We start from the raw sequence: 16780 nt of genomic DNA on the forward strand, positions 1-16780 counted from the left end.
CGGTCGCCCGGGGGCTTTGGTGGCACGCGAAACGTTCTCGGAGCAGCGGATGCGGTGCTTCGCGGCAGAATGGTGGCTGTGCTCCCCTTTGACGCGGTTCTCACCGATCTCGATGGCGTGCTGCGCCTTTTCGACCACACCCTCCAGGCCGAGATCGAGGCCCGGTACGGCCTGCCGCTCATGGCCACGGCCTTCGCCCCCGAGCTGATCATGCCCGCCACGCTGGGCCGGATGACCGAACGGGAATGGCTGGAGGCCGTCGCGGTCGCCCTCGGCGGCGACGAGCGGGCCCGACAGGCGGTGGCCGAGTTCGGGGCGGTGCCGTTCTGGGTGGACGAGGAGGTCAGGGCACTGCTGGCCAAGGCCCAGCAGTACGTGCCGGTGATCATCGTGACCAACGCCATGGACACCGTGGAGGAGCACCTCGACCGGCTGGGGCTCACCTATTTCGCCGACGACCTGGTCAGCAGCGCCAGGGTGGGGGTGGCCAAGCCCGACCCGCGCATCTACGAGATCGCCGCCGAACGGGCCGGGGCCGAGCCCGCGCGCTGCCTGTTCGTCGACGACCGGCTGCCGAACGTGGAAGCCGCCAGGGAACTCGGCATGACGGGCGTTCACTACCGCACCGTCGCCGACCTGGCGGCCGTCCTCGGTTAGCTCTCGAAGGGCACCGGCCCCGCCCGTCCGAGGGGCGGGGCCGATGAAAGGTCAGTCGGCGCAGATCGCGAAGACACTGATGCCGACGTCGTTGTAGCCGATCTGGCGGCCGAGGACGATCCAGCCGCGCGCGTCGTCGGTGGGGAACGACCCGACCAGGATCGCGCCGTTGCCGCGGGCCTCGCCGCCGCCCCCGAGGACGTGCTTGGACCCCGGGCAGTAGAGCGTGCGGCGTTGGAAGTTGGGGACGTTGGCGTTGGGCAGGGTGACGAGCTGGTAACCGGGCGGCAGGGCCGCCTGGCGGCTGGCCGCCGAGACCGGGCTGGCGCCCTGGAGGGCGACGACGGTGGCCGTCACGCTGGCCGCGGTGGCTAGGGCGGCGACGGAAAGGAACAGAGACTTCTTGGAACGCATGGTCTCTCCTTGTCCTGTTCCCTGACAGACACGGGTTTCCGGGCAGCACGGCGCACGCCGGCGTATGCGGTGCTGAAGGGGGAGGCGTGGCAGCAGGGATGAGGGTACTGACACGATGAGTATCTGCTCCGTCGCATTCCGTGTCCATATCTTGCTGAAGTTTTCGCCGGGAAAACCGGCGGTTCCCGGCGCGGCCCGCGCCGGCCGCGCCGGGAACGTCCGAGAAGCCCCCGGTCAGTAGCCGCCACTGCCGCCGTAGGGCGACTGCGACTTCGGAGTGCCGCGCGTGGGAGCGGGCGTGCTCGCGGGGGCGGCCGAGGAGGTCGGCCGGGTGCCGGTGGGGGCGATCATCCCGATCAGGCCGTGCTTGGCGCCGTCGATGCCGGCCGAGAACCACAGCGTGTTCACGCCGCCGGTGGCCGCGGTGCCGGGTTCGAGGTCCCACAGTCCGGGGAGCACGACCGGCCGGCCGTTGGAGGCGGTGATCGCGCCCAGGTGGCGGTTGCCCTTGTACGCGTGCACGGTGCCGTCGCCGAAGTTGCCGACCAGCAGGGCGCCGGCGTACTGGCCCCAGCCGCGCGGGGCGGCGGTCATGGCCCAGGGGGCGTTGAGCCCGACTCTGGAGACGCGGCCGGTCAGGCGGCCGTCGGCGTTGAACCGGCTCACGAAGCCCTTGCCGGCGCCGAAGACGGGCTTGCCGGTGGTACGGTCGCGCAGCGCGTACGACACCCACACGCTGCCGTTGACGACGGCCACGTTGTAGGCGTTGTAGCCGCGGGGCACCTGCGAGTCCTGGAACTGCCAGCCGGCCAGGCGGATGCGCCGGAAGTTCTCGTCGAAGGCGTGGACGCGCCCGTGCGCGAAGTCGGCGGCCAGCAGGAAGTCGCCGTCGCCGGTGCGTACGAGCTCCAGGCCCTTGTAGTCGGCGCCGCGGGTGAACGCGGCGATGACCGCGTTGGACGGGTCCGCCTCGGCGTTCCAGCCGGTGATCGCGCCGCTCGGGCTGCAGAAGATGAACGTGGCCGGTTTGCCCTTCACGGTGAAGCCGTCACCCGGGTTGAACACCTGGCCGGTCGGGGAGCCGCCCGGGATCCACACCTCGGTCTTCTCCTTCTTGCCCGTGCCGGAGTAGACGGTGGCGGTGCCGGTGCCCGTGTTGGAGACCCACAGTGTCTTGCCCATGGCCAGGCCCCACGGGTTGACGACCTTGGGGTCGGTCACGGGGGCCTTGCCCTTGACGTCCGACACAAGGTTGATGACGTCGAAACGGGTCCTGGTGGTCGCGTGCGCGGGGGTGGTGAGAGTCGCGCCCAGAACGACCGCGACAGCGCAGAGTGTGATGATGCGGAGCCGCATCCTTGCCTCCTAGTTAGCGCTTGTGACGCGAGATACGCGAAGGGCGCGGAACGGGTTCAGCCGGGCCGGAAATCTCGGCGGGCGAGTTTTCCCGTCCGGGGAGGGGGAGAAGGAGAGGCATGAACGTGTTGGGCATCGACATCGGCGGTTCGGGGATCAAGGGCGCCCCGGTGGACACCGAGGCCGGGGAGCTCGTCCAGGAGCGGCTGCGCATCGCCACGCCCCAGCCGGCCAAGCCCGAAGGGGTGGCCGAGGTGGTGGGCCGGATCGTCAAGCACTTCGAGTGGGACGGCCCGGTCGGCATCACCTTCCCCGGCGTGGTCGTGGACGGCGTCGTGCGGACGGCGGCCAACGTCCACCATTCGTGGATCGGCGTCGACGCCGCCGAGTTGTTCGGCGGGGCGACGGTGCTGAACGACGCCGACGCCGCGGGCATCGCCGAGATGACCTTCGGCCACGGCCGCGACCGGGGCGGGACCGTGCTGATCCTGACCTTCGGCACGGGCATCGGCAGCGCGCTGTTCACCGACGGCACACTCGTGTGCAACACTGAGCTCGGCCACCTGGAGCTGCACGGCAAGGACGCCGAGGACCGCGCGTCCGCGCGGGCCCGCGAGGAGCACGACCTGAGCTGGGAGAAGTGGGCCGAACGGGTGGAGACCTACCTCAAGCACGTGGAGATGTTGTTCTCGCCGGCCCTGATCGTCATCGGCGGGGGCGTCAGCAAGAAGGCCGACAAGTTCCTGCCGCACGTCACCATCGACACGCCCGTGGTGCCCGCCGCCCTGCAGAACGAGGCCGGCATCATCGGCGCCGCCCGCCACGCCGCCACCCGGTCGGCGAAGTAGGGGCCGCGGCGGCGGGGGCGGCGCCGCGATATTGGGATGCGGGAGGCGGCCCACGTGGGGCACCATGGGCCGTTGGCTCCGGGGCCACGGGGCTCAAATATCCTGAAAGCAGTATGGGAACACCTTCGTTGTCCTCTCCGCTCGCCGACCTCCAGTCCCGCCTGCCCGAGCTCATGCCGCGCGACCAGCGGCGGCTGCGGCGCAGGCTCGACGGCATGCGCCGGGTCCGCTCCCGCGAGGCCCGGGACAAGATCGTCACCGAGATCCTCGCCGACGTGGAACGGGCCGAGCAGCGGCTGGTGCGGCGGCGCGAGGCCGTACCTGAGGTGCGATATCCGGAGAACCTTCCGGTCTCGCAGCGCAGGGACGACATCCTGGCCGCCATCCGCGACCACCAGGTCGTGATCATCGCGGGCGAGACCGGGTCCGGCAAGACCACCCAGATCCCCAAGATCTGCCTCGAACTCGGGCGCGGCGTACGCGGGCTCATCGGCCACACCCAGCCCCGCCGCATCGCCGCCCGTACCGTCGCCGAGCGCATCGCCGAGGAGCTCGGCACCGACCTCGGCGAGGTGGTCGGCTACAAGGTCCGCTTCACCGACCAGGCCGGCGAGCGCACCCTGGTCAAGCTGATGACCGACGGCATCCTGCTGGCCGAGCTGCAGAACGACCGCCTGCTCGACCAGTACGACACCCTGATCATCGACGAGGCCCACGAACGCAGCCTCAACATCGACTTCATCCTCGGCTACCTGAAACAGCTCCTCCCGCAGCGCCCCGACCTCAAGGTCGTCATCACCAGCGCCACCATCGACCCCGAACGTTTCTCCCGCCACTTCGACGACGCGCCGATCATCGAGGTGTCCGGGCGCACCTACCCGGTCGAGGTCCGCTACCGCCCGCTGGAGGAGGACGACGACCAGACGCAGGGCATCGTCGACGCCTGCCGCGAGCTGGTCACCGAGGGCCCCGGCGACATCCTGGTCTTCCTGTCCGGCGAGCGGGAGATCCGCGACGCCGCCGACGCGCTGGTCAAGGCCGACTTCCGCAACACCGAGATCCTGCCGCTCTACGCCCGGCTGAGCGCCGCCGAGCAGCACCGCGTCTTCCAGCGCCACACCGGCCGCCGCGTCGTCCTGGCCACCAACGTGGCCGAGACCTCGCTGACCGTCCCCGGCATCAAGTACGTCGTCGACCCGGGTTACGCCCGCATCTCCCGCTACAGCCACCGCACCAAGGTGCAGCGCCTGCCCATCGAGCCCGTCTCGCAGGCCAGCGCCAACCAGCGCAAGGGCCGTTCGGGCCGTACCTCCGACGGCATCTGCATCCGGCTCTACGAGGAGGAGGACTTCCTCGCCCGGCCGGAGTTCACCGACCCGGAGATCCTGCGTACCAACCTGGCCTCGGTCATCCTGCAGATGACCTCGATCGGGCTGGGCGACATCGAGGCGTTCCCGTTCGTCGAGCCGCCCGACCGCCGCCAGGTCAAGGACGGCGTCAACCTGCTCCACGAGCTGGGCGCGTTCGACGCCCAGGGCAAGCTCACCGGCGTCGGCCGCAAGCTGGCGACCCTGCCGGTCGACCCGCGGCTCGGCCGCATGGTGCTGGAGGCCGACAAGAACGGCTGCCTGCGCGAGGTCATGGTGATCGCCGCCGCGCTGTCCATCCAGGACCCGCGCGAGCGCCCGTCGGACAAGCAGCAGCAGGCCGACGAGAAGCACCGGCGCTTCGCCGACCCCGATTCCGACTTCCTGACCTACCTCAACCTGTGGAACTACCTGCGCGAGAAGCAGAAGGAGTTGTCCTCCAGCGCGTTCCGGCGGTTGTGCAAGGCCGAGTTCCTCAACTACCTGCGGGTCCGCGAGTGGCAGGACATCTACAGCCAGGTCCGCCAGGCCCTCGGCGCCCAGCCCGGCAGCGGGGTGGCCGACCCCTACCAGGTGCACGTGTCGCTGCTGGCCGGGCTGCTGTCGCACATCGGCGTCAAGGACGTCATGGACAAGCAGCGCGCCGCCGACGGGCGGCGGCCCATCCAGGAGTACATCGGCGCGCGCAACGCCCGCTTCGCCGTCTTCCCGGGCTCGGCCCTGGCCAGGAAGCAGCCGCAGTGGCTGATGTCGGCCGAGCTGGTCGAGACCTCGCGCCTGTGGGCCCGGGTCAACGCCAAGATCGAGCCCGACTGGGTCGAGCCGCTGGCGCAACACCTGGTCAAACGCACCTACTCCGAGCCCCACTGGGAGAAGAACCAGGGCGCGGTGATCGCCCTGGAGAAGGTCACCCTCTACGGCGTCCCGCTCGTGGTCGGCCGCAAGGTCAACTACGGGCGCATCGACCCCGACCTGTCGCGCGAGCTGTTCATCCGGCACGCCCTGGTCGAGGGCGACTGGGACACCCACCACCGCTTCCTCAAGGACAACCGGCGGCTGCTCGAAGAGGTCGAGGAGCTGGAGAACCGGGCCCGCCGCCGCGACATCATGGTCGACGACGAGGCCCTGTACGACTTCTACGACCAGCGTGTCCCCGCCGACGTCGTCTCGGCCAGGCATTTCGACTCCTGGTGGAAGCAGGCCGGGCAGGAGCAGCCCGAGCTGCTCACGTTCTCGCCGGAGATGCTGGTCAACGAGGGCGCCGACGTCAGCGCCCGCGACTACCCCGACACCTGGAAGCAGCTCGGCCAGCGGATGCGGCTGACCTACCAGTTCGAGCCGGGCGCCGACGCCGACGGTGTGACCGTCCATGTGCCGTTGCAGGTGCTCAACCAGGTCAACTCCGACGGTTTCGACTGGCAGATCCCGGGCCTGCGCGAAGACCTGATCACCGCGTTGATCAGGTCGCTGCCCAAACACCTGCGCCGCAACTTCGTGCCCGCCCCCAACTACGCCAAGCAGGTGCTGGACGGCGTCAGGCAGGGCGGTGAGCCGCTGCTGGAGGCCGTGGAACGCGAGCTGCTGCGGCTGACCGGCGTCCGCGTGCCGCACGAGGCGTGGCAGCTCGACCAGGTGCCCGACCACCTGCGCATCACCTACCGGGTGATCGACGAACGCAAGCGCACGGTCGCCGAGGACAAAGACCTCGACGCGCTCAAGCGCCGCCTCGCGCCGCGCCTGCGCAAAACCCTGTCGGAGGCCGGCGACGACCTGGAGCGCACCGGCCAGCGCACCTGGAGCTTCGGCACCCTGCCCAAGGTCTTCGAGCAGGGCCGGATGAAGGGCTACCCGGCGCTCGTCGACGCGGGCGACTCGGTCTCGGTCAAGATCTTCGAGACGGCGGCCGAGCAGCGCCGCGCCCACTGGCCCGGCACCCGCCGCCTGCTCCTGCTCAACGTCACCAACCCGGCCAGGTCCCTGCTCGGCGGCCTGTCCAACCAGGCCAAGCTGGCCCTGTCCCGCAGCCCCCACGGCGGGGCCGTGGCGCTGTTCGACGACGTGGTCAACGCGGCCGTCGACAAGCTGATGCTCGACCTCGGCGGCCCGGCCTGGGACCCGGTCGGCTTCGACCGGCTCTACCAGCACGTCCGGGCCGAGCTGCACGACACGGCGGCCGACGTGCTGGCCAAGGTCGAGCAGATCCTGAGCGTCTGGCACGCCGTGGGCACCCGCCTCGACGGCCTGCGCGCCGGCGCCTCGACCGAGGACGTACGCGAGCAGCTCGGCAAGCTCGTCCACAAGGGGTTCGTCACCGCCACCGGCACCCGCCGCCTGCCCGACGTGCTGCGCTACCTGCGGGCCATCGAGCGCCGTCTCATCAAGCTCCCGGAGGAGCCCTGGCGGGACGAGGAATGGATGGACCGCGTGCACAAGATCGAGGACGACTACCAGGACCTGCTGGAACACCTGCACCCGGCCCGCCGGGGCGACCCCGACGTGAGGGAGGTCCGCTGGATGATCGAGGAGCTGCGGGTCAGCTTCTTCGCCCAGACCCTCGGCACCCCCACGCCCGTGTCGGAGAAGCGCATCACCAAGACGATGGAGAAGCTGCGGCCCTGAGCTCGGGGCGGCGCACGTACGAACAGGGGGAGTGATGGTCAGGGCTGTGGTGCTCGACGTCGGCGAGACGCTCATCGACGAGACCCGCATCTGGTCGCGCTGGGCCGAACGGCTGGGCGTGAGCAGGTTCGTGCTCATGGGCGCGCTGGGCGGCATGGCGGCGCTGGACCGCTCCCACCGGGAGGCGTTCGAGCTCGTCCGCCCCGGCCTCGACGTGGAGGCCGAGGCCGCGGCCTGGGAGCGCGACGACCCCACCGGGCTGCGCAACCACTTCGACGACGGCGACCTCTATCCCGACGTCCGGGAGGCGCTGGCGGCCCTGCGCGCGGCCGGCTACCAGGTGATCATCGCCGGCAACCAGCCCCGCCGCGCCTTCGACGCCCTGGTGGCGATGGACCTGCCGGTGGACTCGGTGCACACCTCCGAGGGCTGGGGGTTGTCCAAGCCCGCCCCGGAGTTCTTCGCCAAGGTGGCCTCGGTGGCGGGCCGCGAGCCCGCCGAGATCCTCTACGTCGGCGACCGGCTCGACAACGACGTGCTCCCGGCGGCCAGGGCGGGAATGCGCACGGCGTTGCTGCGCCGCGGCCCCTGGGGCTTCCTGCACGCCGAACGTCCGCAGGCGAAGGCCGCCGACGTGATCGTCGACGACCTGCACGCGCTGCTGCCCGCCCTGCGGAGCCTCACCTGAGGCTTCCCGCAGGCTTTTCCGGGCCCGTACGGGTCAGCTGAGGTCCTCGTCGGGGTCGATGCGCAGCGCGCGCTCCTCGGCCGACAGGTCCTCCCGGTCGGCGTCCCAGTCGACGCCGATGGCCTCGTCCTCGGTGTCGGGGTGGGCGCCCTCGTCGGGCTCGGTCAGCCGGTGCTCCGCGCGTGGGCCGCGGCGCAGGCGGTCGGGCAGCTCCTGGCGCAGCCGTTCGTCGAGCGTGGCCTCGTGCTGAGGGTCGTCCTCTTTGACCTCGTGGTGCAGGCCGAGGTCGTCGGTCCACTCCCTGACCTCGATGTCCTGCTCGTCGGCCATGCCGAATCGGTCCGGAGGTAGTTCGCTCATACTGCGCCCTCTACCCACCGTACGGACCGAAATCCTCGCACTTGGCCTGCTTTAGGGGGACTTGTAGCTCATCCTTGTCCATGAGCTAACGGCCGAGCGCGGCTCCGACGAGGGAACGCGGGTCCGCGGCGCCCGCCAGCATCCCGTCCGGGCGGACGTCGACGAGATGGGCGTGGCCGAAGGAGCCCCCGTACGGCAGCGTCCGCACCGGGTGGCCGAGCGCGGCCAGGCCGTCGGCCCAGGTCGTGCCCTCTTCCAGGTCGAGCACGACGTCGTCGGGGGCGTCCCAGGTGTCGAACCCGGTGCCGCCGCCGGCCAGCCGCCAGCGCGGCGCGGCGAGCGCCTGGCCGGGCTCCTCGCCGTGGTGCAGCAGGCGGGTGATGATCTGGGCCAGGATCTGCGGTTGCGCGTCGCCGCCCATCGTGCCCACGACCGTCCTGAGCGCGCCGCCGGGGCGGGTGATCAGGGCGGGGGCCAGGGTGTGCGGCGGGCGGCGGCCGGGGCCGTACTCGGCCGGGTGGCCGGGGCGCAGCGAGAAGCCGATGCCGCGGTTGTGGAGGTTGATCCCGGTACGCGGCTCGAAGAGCATGCCGCCGAACCCGGACGCGTTCGACTGGATCAGCGACACGCCCATGCCGTCGCCGTCCACCGCGCACAGGTACGTCGTGTCGCCGTCCGAGGCAGGGACGGGCACACGCAGCCGTCCGGCGGGCTGGACCAGGGCCCGGCGGCGGGCGATCTCGCCGGGGTCGAGCAGGTCCTTGGCGTCCTCGTGCAGCAGGGCGGGCCGGTCGTGCCCGGCGGCCCGCGCGGCCTCGGCCAGCAGGTGGGCCCAGGCCGGATGGCGGGGCGAGCCGGGCAGGCCGAGCCCGTCGAGGATGGCCAGGGACATCAGCAGCAGGTAGCCCTGAGAGTTGGGCGGCATCGACCAGACGTCGTGGCCGAAGGCGCGCACGCGCAGCGGCTCGACCCAGTCGGCCGTGGGGGCGGCCAGGTCGGCGGCGGTGTACTCGCCGTCGCCCAGCTCGATCAGGCCCTGCCCGAACTCGCCGAGATAGAAGCCGTCCCGGCCGCCGTCGGCCACGGCCTGCAGCGCGCGGGCCACCCCGGGGCGGGTCACCCGGTCGCCGGCCGCGCGGACCCCGGCGAAGTCGCCGCCGCCCGGCCGTCCGGCCGCCGTACGCGCGCCCGCGACCATCAGCGGGGAGGCGGGGAAGCCGTCGCGGGCCAGCCCGATCGCCGGCCGCAGCAACTCGGTCATGGGCAGGCGGCCGTGCCGGGCGTGCAGGGCGAGCCACCCGTCGACGCAGCCGGGCACCGGCACGGACCTGATGTCGTGCAGGTGCGGCATGCGGGTGCGGCCCTCGGCGCGCAGCCTGGCGGGGTCGGCGCCGGACCCGGCCCGGCCGGAGGCGTTCAGGGCGGTCACCGAGCCGTCGTGGACGAGCGCGAACAGGTCGCCGCCGAGCCCGCACATGTGGGGCGCGACCACGGCGAGCACGGCGTTGGCCGCGATCGCCGCGTCGGCGGCGGAACCGCCGCGGTCCAGCGCGGCCACCCCGGCGGCCGAGGCCAGGTGGTCGACGCTGCACACCATGCCGTTGGGCGCGTATCTGGTGTTGTGCACGTGAAGAGACTAAGCCCGTCCCGGGGTCAGGCGTTCTCCAGCCGGGGGCGGAAGGGGGCGGGGCGGCAGAACGGGTCCTGGCCTTGAACGGGGTGAACGGGGAGTTCAGACCAGTTCCAGGGGGCGGTCCCGGTCGACCAGGGCGGCGTAGTGGCCGCCGAGGGTCATGAGCTCGTCGTGCGTGCCGCGCTCGACGACCTTCCCGCGGTCGAGCACGACGATCTGGTCGGCGTCGCGGACGGTCGACAGCCGGTGGGCGATCGTGATCGTGGTACGCCCCCGCGCCAGCGTGTCCAGGGCCTCCTGCACGGCTCGCTCGGTCTGGGTGTCCAGGGCGCTGGTGGCCTCGTCGAGGATCAGCACCGGCGGGTTGCGCAGCAGCGTACGGGCGATGGCCAGGCGCTGCTTCTCGCCGCCGGAGAACCGGTAGCCGCGCTCGCCCACCATCGTGTCGTAGCCGTCGGGCAGCGAGGCGATGTGGTCGTGGATGCGCGCGGCCCGCGCCGCCGCCTCCAGCTCCTCGTCGGTGGCCGACGGACGGGCGAAACGCAGGTTGTCCGCGATCGTGGCGTGGAACAGGTACGTCTCCTGCGAGACCACCCCGACCACCTCGCTCAGCGTCTCGAACGTCAGGTCGCGTACGTCCACGCCGTCGATGGTCACCCGGCCGCCGGTCACGTCGTACAGGCGGGGGAGGAGGTAGCTGAGGGTGGTCTTGCCCGAGCCGGTCTCGCCCACGATGGCCAGCGTCGTGCCCGCGGGGACGGTGACGTCGACGGCGTCGAGGGTGCGTTCGTCCTCGTAGGCGAAGTCGACGCCCTCGAAGCGCACCTCGCCGCGTACCCGTTCCAGGGTGCGGGCGCCGGGGTGGATGTCCACCGACAGGTCCAGGTACTCGAAGATGCGGCCGAACAGCGCCAGCGAGCTCTGCACCTCGACGCCGAGCCGCAGCAGCGACACCGTCGGCCGGAACAGGCCCGCCTGGAGCGTGGTGAAGGCCACGAGGGTGCCGACGGAGATGATGCCGGTGTACCCGACGGCCCAGTAGACCAGCGCGGGCATCGCGGCCATGATGATCTGGATCGACGACTGCCGCCACCGCCCGGCCATGCTCGTCCGTACGCCCAGCTCGGCCAGCTCGTCGGAGGCCCGGCCGAACCGTTCGGTCAGCTCGGGGGAGCGGCCCATGGTCCGGCCCAGCAGCACGCCGCTGATCGACAACGACTCCTGGACCATCGAGGAGATCACGGCGAGCTTGCGCTGGCGGTCGGCGGTGATGCGCTTGCGCTCGGCGCCGACCTTCCGGCTGATCCACACGAACACCGGCAGCAGCAGCAGCGAGATCACGGTCAGCCGCCAGTCGAGGGCGAGCATGGCCACGATCGTGGCGATCACGGTGGTGAGGTTGGAGATGATCGAGGTGGCGGTGGAGGTGACCACCGACTGCATGCCGCCGATGTCGTTGGCGATGCGCGACTGCACCTCGCCCGTCTTCGTACGGGTGAAGAAGGCCAGCGACATGCGCTGGAGGTGGGAGTAGACCGAGATGCGCAGGTCGTGCATCACCCGCTGGCCCACGGTGGTGGAGATGAGCGTCTGCAGCACGTCGAAGACGCTCGTGGTGACCGCGACCGCGATCATGCCCAGCGCCAGCAGCGTGAGCAGCAGCGCGTCGCGGGACGGGATCGCCACGTCCAGCACCTCGCGCAGCAGGAACGGCGAGGCCAGCCCGACCAGGGACGACAGGAGGATGAACGAGCCCACCAGGGCCAGCCGGCCGCGGTAGGGGGTGAAGAGTCCGATGATGCGCCGCAGCGGCGCGCGTGGTTCGTCGGCCAATATGGGGCCTCCTTTCGGATGTCCACTCAAACAGAGGTTAACTCATAATTGTTCCGGCTAAACTTGCCGGCATGGGAGAGAAGGAGCTCGCCGAGCTCTTGCACCTGGTCAGCAGGCGTCTGCGCCACGGATACGTCCACCGGCTGGTGCCGCTCGGGCTCAATCCGGGTCAGGCGCGGGCACTGCGCGCCCTCGGCGCCGCCGACCGGCCGCTGCGCATGGTGCAGCTGGCCGACGAGCTGCGGATCGTGCCGCGCTCGCTGACGCCCGTCGTGGACGCGCTGGAGGAGTCCGGGCTGGTGCGCAGGGAGGTCGATCCGGCCAACCGGCGCTCGACGCTCGTCGTGCTCACCGACGCGGGCCGGGCCATGGCCGAACGGGCGCGGGAGGCGCGCAGGGAGGCTGGCGAGAGCCTGTTCGCGGTGTTGTCGCAGGACCAGCGGGACCAGCTCAGCGACCTGCTGAGCGCCGTGGACGCCCAGTTCAGGTGAGCGTGCCGCCGGTCACCGTGCCGAGGCAGGGCGGGCGGCCCATCAGGGCCGAGTACGGGTAGCGTCCCCGGGTGTCGAAGACGGCGAAGTCGGCCCGGCTGCCCGGCCCGAGCGAGCCGATCCGGCCCGGCCCGGCGTCCAGGCCCAGGGCTCGCGCTCCGCCCAGTGTCGCGGCCTCGACCAGCCGGCGGTCCAGGCCCCGTACGCGCAGCCCGAGCTCCCGTGCCCGCTCCCGGACGACGGCCGCGAGCCCGAGCAGGTCGCCCGGCCCGCCGCCCGCCGGATCGCGGGTGCCCAGGGCCAGGCGGTTGCCCTCCTCCAGCAGGGCCAGCACGTCGGCGGCCCGCGTCTGCCCCGGCGGGCAGAGGGCGACCACGCTCCGGCGCAGCCGCAGCAGCTTGCGTTCGCCGGGGTCGAGCGGCCGGGCGCAGGCCACGTGGCAGTGCGGGCCGAGCACGCCCGCCTCGTCGAGGGCCATGGGCGAGTGCCGGTCCAGCCCGGCCAGCAGCCGCAGGCCGAACGTCCTGGCCAGCACGGCCACGTCCTCCAGCACCTGCGGGTCGCGGGTGCGGGCCGCGATCCCGACCGGGCACGGCCGGTCCACCTCGCGCAGGGCGGTGATCAGCGCGTCCCGGTCGTGGTCCTCCCACTCCTGCTCGGAGGCGCTGGACACCTCGACGTACGAGACGCCGGGCAGGCTCGTGAGGTCGGCGGGGCCGGTCAGCACGGTGGTCCGCGTCGTCACCCCGGGGCCGGGCGGCGCGGGCGCGGAGCAGGCGTCCACCAGCCCGGCCACGATCAGGCCCGGCCAGCGGATCTCCCGCGTGACGGGGAAGCAGGACAGCAGCTCGTCCCGCGAGCCCACCTGGAGCACCCGCTCGCCCCTGATCACCACCGTCCCGTCGCGGACGGGCGCGGCGCAGACCGGCAGCACCAGGGGAGCGGAGTGGGCCACGACGGGCGCGGGCGCGCGCCTGCCCAGAACCGGCACAGCACGCTTCGCACCCGCCATCGGCGCTCCCGTCGGATTTTCCCTTTTGGCATTAAACGCGAGCGATGGCGGGGAAGGCAATCAGTCGCCGCCGCGGGCGTCCCGGGGTTGGTAGCGGCCGGACAGCCGGGCCAGTTTCAGGCTGAGGTGCAGCGCCAGCCGCTCGCCGCCGTCCTTCAGGTCCGTACGCGCCAGCTCCTCCACCCGCTGCAGCCGGTAGTACAGCGAGGTACGGTGCAGCCGCAGCGCCCGGGACGTCGCCACCGCGCTGCCCGCCAGGTCCAGGTACGTCTCCAGCGTCTCCAGCAGCGGCAGGTACTGCTCGTCGGCCAGCAGCCCGTCGAGCCCGGGATGCACCTCCTGGTCCGAGAGCTGGGTGAGCATCCGGTAGACACCGAGCCGCGCCCATTCCGCCGACCGCCCGAGCCCCGGCACCCGCGCGGTCACCTCGGCCGCGTGCCTGGCCTCCGCGTACGAGTCCGCGGCCTGCGCCAGCTCGCACCGCGTACGCCCGATGCCCACGACCACCGGCACCGGCATGGCCGCGTGCAGCTCGTCGGGCGGGACCGGCGGCCCGGCGGTGAGCAGCACGGCGTGGTCGTAGCGCACCAGGTGCAGCGGATGATGCCCGCTCAGCCGCCGCCGCAGGGCCAGCAGCCCCTGTTCGAGCGCCAGGCGCAGCGCGTCGTCGGGCTCGGTCGAACGCGGCCGGGCCACCAGCACGGTGACCGGCTGCGCCTGCGGGAACGCGCCGGCCTCGATGAGCCGCCTGGCCGCGTCCCGCTCGCCGCGCAGCAGCCCGGTGACCGCCTCCAGCTCCCGGTGCGAGGCCAGCCCGGTCGCCAGGCTCTCGTGGAACAGCGCGAGCGCCAGCCCCGGGACGGCCGCGGCGGCCTCGGCCACCTGCACGTCGGACATGGCCGGACCGGAGTCGATGAACCACAGGAAGCCGAGCAGGCCGTCGGTGTGCCGCAACGGGACGCACACGCGCGGCAGCAGGCCCAGGTGCGGTGCCCCGGCCGTGCGCAGGGGCGCCTGCGCCTCGTGCACGCCCGCCGCGCGCAGCCACTCGCGCACCTCGGCGGTGGTGTGCCGGCGCAGGATGGAGTCGCGGCGGATGTCGTCCATGGCGCCGTTCTGCTCGCTGTAGGCGATCACGCGCTGGACGCGGTCCTCCAGGAGCAGGGGGCGCCCGAGACGGGCGGCGAGGTCGTCCACGATCCGCTGGAGATCCGCCACAGGCCCACCTAGGTCAAGCTGGATATTTCGACAAATGTCGGAAGCCTTGCTACACGTCTTCCCTACAGCTGATCGGTGATCTCCGTCAATATCGTCTATAACGTCGATCCGTGAACGCCCCGAAGAAGCTGCTGAAGGGTTTGCTGGCGGCCATCGTGCTGATCCCGGTGAGCCTGATGGCGACCCCTGCTTCCGCAGCACCCCCCACTGTTGATCCTGAGTACCCGTGGCGGCAGAACCACTGGCCGCAGACCCAGCCCTGGCAGCAGGACGAATCGGCCGACGCGCAGGCGCTGCGCGCCCGTCCTCCCGGTGGCCTCACGCCCCTCGACCCGCAGAACTGGGAGAACCCGGACCACATGACGTGGGCGGACTACAAGAAGCCGCCCGGCACGAAGTGGAACGACCCGGCCGTCAAGGGCTCCAAGCGCACGTTCAAGGGCGCGCTGGTGCTGCTCGACTACCCCAACCAGGCGTTCGTCGTCACCCAGCCCAAGGGCTCGACGATCTACGCGAACCCGAGCGCCGAGGCCCACGACGTCCCGCGTGACCAGGTGGCCAAGTTCTACCAGGACTTCCTCAACACGCCGAACACCCTCAACAAGGGCCACACCATCCACGAGTACTGGATGGAGGACTCCGGCGGCCGGTACGGCGTCGAGCTGACCGGGTTCGGCCCGTACACGATGCCGGGCAAGGACCACGAGTACGCCCTGGAGCCCGGCTTCAACGGCACCTCCGGCTGCCCGGCGGGCGACACGTGCAACAAGAACCTGCGCACCGACGGCCACAACGCCTGGATCAACGCCGTCGGCGAGGACGTCGCCAAGCAGTACGACTTCATCTTCTACCTCAGCGCCGGCCAGGACGAGTCGTCCACCTGGCAGGAGTTCGGGATGATGAAGTTCCCGACCAAGGAGGACGTGCCCGACGAGTGGGGCCCGCCGGACCCGGCCCTGCCCAACTGGCTGAAGACCCGTTACGTCGACTGGTCCTCCTGGCAGGCGGCCTCCAACTTCTGGCCCAACGCCAACATCGGCGTCGACTCCGTCCAGGCCGAGAGTTCCGGCATGGCCGTCTACGCCCACGAGTTCAGCCACATCCTCGGCGTGCTGGACAACTACAACAACCCGTACGGGGTGCCGCCGATCCGGGCGTACACCGGCATCTGGGAGATGCTCAGCCGCGGCAGCTTCAACGGCCCCGGCGGCCCGCACTCCCGCTGGCTGATCCCGCCCACGGCGGGCGCGTCCATGGGCGCCCAGCACATGCTGCGCAACAAGCTCAAGCTGGGCATGGTCGACGAGCAGAACGTCCTGCGCCTGTCGCGTGAGGCCCTCGACGAGTCGGGCCTGGTGACGGCCAAGGTCCTGGCCCGCGCCGTACAGCCGGGGCAGAACGAGTTGTCGGGCGTCAACATCTCCTTCGACGCCCCCGGCGACAAGAGCACCTGCGCCACGACCGACCCGCTGTGCGACCGCGGCGGCTACCAGAACTACACGGTCGAGGTCGTGGACCGCATGGGCTCCGACTCCTTCACCCCCGACTCCGGCGTGCTCCTGGCCAAGACCAAGAACGAGGACCGGGCGCCGTTCGAGTGGGTGATCGACGCCAACCCGCAGGACATCGGCATGACCGACTACGTGATGCCCGACGGGACCAAGGTGCCGATCACCGTCGGTGACTTCCGCCAGCTCTCCGACGCCCTCTTCCACGTCGGCACCGACTCCGGCAGCGAGTACGAGTACGAGGACCAGGCCAACCGCCTGCACTTCTACGTCACCGACCTCAAGCGCAACCGTGACGGCGAGCTCTCCTACACCGTCGCCATCCGCTCGCTCGACGGCGCGGGCCCGCAGAAGCGCGGCGTCCGCGTGCTGCCCGGGGCCGGAGTCCCCACCGGCAAGAACATCTCCACCTGCACCTTCCCGCTGTTCAACACCGGCAAGGCGGCGCCCGCCCAGGGGCAGCACCCCGAGGACGTCAGCGCCTACCTCAACTCCGACGTCTACCGGCTCACGGCCGAGGTGCAGGGCAAGGGCTGGAGCGCCCAGCTGCCCAACGCCCTGGCCTCCGTGGCCTTCGGCAAGCAGGCGCCGGTGACGGTCAACGCCGTGCGCGCGTCCGGCGGCGACCGCCTGGCCCGCGTCAAGCTCACCGCCACCTCGGAGAGCGATCCGACCAAGACCGCCACGGCCACCTGTCACGTGATCGGTCTGTAGCGCGAAGATGGGGTACGGCTGGCGTGGGCCGTGCCCCATCCGCTTGAATCACCCCCGGGAAG

The 16780-nt window shown here is 71.5% G+C and carries 13 protein-coding genes; 6 read left to right on the forward strand and 7 right to left on the reverse strand.

What is annotated here, in order from left to right:
- Positions 1 to 78: 78 nt before the first annotated feature.
- Entirely contained in the window at positions 79 to 657 is a 579-nt protein-coding gene (locus tag IEZ27_RS04245; protein WP_229823224.1) for an HAD family hydrolase, read from the forward strand.
- Positions 658 to 708: 51 nt separating this feature from the next.
- Here IEZ27_RS04245 and IEZ27_RS04250 read toward each other — a convergent pair whose 3' ends face one another.
- Positions 709 to 1071, reverse strand: coding sequence for a hypothetical protein (locus tag IEZ27_RS04250; RefSeq protein WP_125640095.1), 363 nt, complete (start codon positions 1069 to 1071; stop codon positions 709 to 711).
- A gap of 234 nt (positions 1072 to 1305) precedes the next feature.
- Positions 1306 to 2427 (reverse strand): TIGR03118 family protein, encoded by a 1122-nt coding sequence (locus IEZ27_RS04255; protein ID WP_189646024.1) that lies wholly within the window; start codon positions 2425 to 2427, stop codon positions 1306 to 1308.
- Between the two features lie 119 nt (positions 2428 to 2546).
- Here IEZ27_RS04255 and ppgK point away from each other — a divergent pair, with 119 nt between their 5' ends.
- The 3 genes from ppgK (at position 2547) to IEZ27_RS04270 (ending at position 7949) form a co-directional block, all read left to right on the forward strand.
- Positions 2547 to 3275 (forward strand): polyphosphate--glucose phosphotransferase, encoded by a 729-nt coding sequence (ppgK, locus tag IEZ27_RS04260; protein ID WP_189646025.1) that lies wholly within the window; start codon positions 2547 to 2549, stop codon positions 3273 to 3275.
- Positions 3276 to 3388: 113 nt separating this feature from the next.
- Positions 3389 to 7261 carry an ATP-dependent RNA helicase HrpA gene (gene hrpA, locus IEZ27_RS04265; protein WP_189646026.1) on the forward strand — a complete coding sequence of 1291 codons (3873 nt, stop codon included), beginning with the start codon at positions 3389 to 3391 and terminating at the stop codon, positions 7259 to 7261.
- Between the two features lie 34 nt (positions 7262 to 7295).
- Positions 7296 to 7949, forward strand: a complete 654-nt coding sequence (locus tag IEZ27_RS04270; RefSeq protein ID WP_189646027.1) for an HAD family hydrolase — start codon at positions 7296 to 7298, stop codon at positions 7947 to 7949.
- 33 nt (positions 7950 to 7982) lie between these two features.
- On the opposite strand, the gene IEZ27_RS04275 is transcribed toward IEZ27_RS04270, so the two are convergent.
- The 3 genes from IEZ27_RS04275 to IEZ27_RS04285 form a co-directional block, all read right to left on the reverse strand.
- Positions 7983 to 8309, reverse strand: coding sequence for a DUF5709 domain-containing protein (locus IEZ27_RS04275; RefSeq protein ID WP_229823225.1), 327 nt, complete (start codon positions 8307 to 8309; stop codon positions 7983 to 7985).
- A gap of 85 nt (positions 8310 to 8394) precedes the next feature.
- A complete protein-coding gene (locus IEZ27_RS04280) occupies positions 8395 to 9936 on the reverse strand; it encodes a gamma-glutamyltransferase family protein (protein ID WP_189646028.1) in 1542 nt (513 codons plus the stop codon).
- Positions 9937 to 10041: 105 nt separating this feature from the next.
- The gene (locus tag IEZ27_RS04285) at positions 10042 to 11775 is read right to left on the reverse strand and encodes an ABC transporter ATP-binding protein (RefSeq protein ID WP_308427255.1); all 1734 of its coding nucleotides are present in this window, start codon (positions 11773 to 11775) and stop codon (positions 10042 to 10044) included.
- A gap of 71 nt (positions 11776 to 11846) precedes the next feature.
- Here IEZ27_RS04285 and IEZ27_RS04290 point away from each other — a divergent pair, with 71 nt between their 5' ends.
- The gene (locus IEZ27_RS04290) at positions 11847 to 12266 is read left to right on the forward strand and encodes a MarR family winged helix-turn-helix transcriptional regulator (protein ID WP_189646030.1); all 420 of its coding nucleotides are present in this window, start codon (positions 11847 to 11849) and stop codon (positions 12264 to 12266) included.
- Here the strand turns inward: IEZ27_RS04290 and IEZ27_RS04295 are convergent.
- Positions 12259 to 13278, reverse strand: a complete 1020-nt coding sequence (locus tag IEZ27_RS04295) for an amidohydrolase family protein (protein WP_189646031.1) — start codon at positions 13276 to 13278, stop codon at positions 12259 to 12261. The two genes, IEZ27_RS04290 and IEZ27_RS04295, sit on opposite strands and share 8 nt — an antisense overlap.
- 60 nt (positions 13279 to 13338) lie before the next feature.
- Positions 13339 to 14496: a PucR family transcriptional regulator gene (locus IEZ27_RS04300; protein WP_189646032.1), complete on the reverse strand. Its 1158-nt coding sequence runs from the start codon at positions 14494 to 14496 to the stop codon at positions 13339 to 13341.
- A 110-nt stretch (positions 14497 to 14606) separates the two neighbouring features.
- Here IEZ27_RS04300 and IEZ27_RS04305 point away from each other — a divergent pair, with 110 nt between their 5' ends.
- Entirely contained in the window at positions 14607 to 16718 is a 2112-nt protein-coding gene (locus IEZ27_RS04305; RefSeq protein ID WP_229823229.1) for a M6 family metalloprotease domain-containing protein, read from the forward strand.
- Positions 16719 to 16780: the final 62 nt, after the last annotated feature.

Source organism: Nonomuraea spiralis, assembly GCF_014648435.1.
GTDB lineage: Bacteria > Actinomycetota > Actinomycetes > Streptosporangiales > Streptosporangiaceae > Nonomuraea > Nonomuraea spiralis.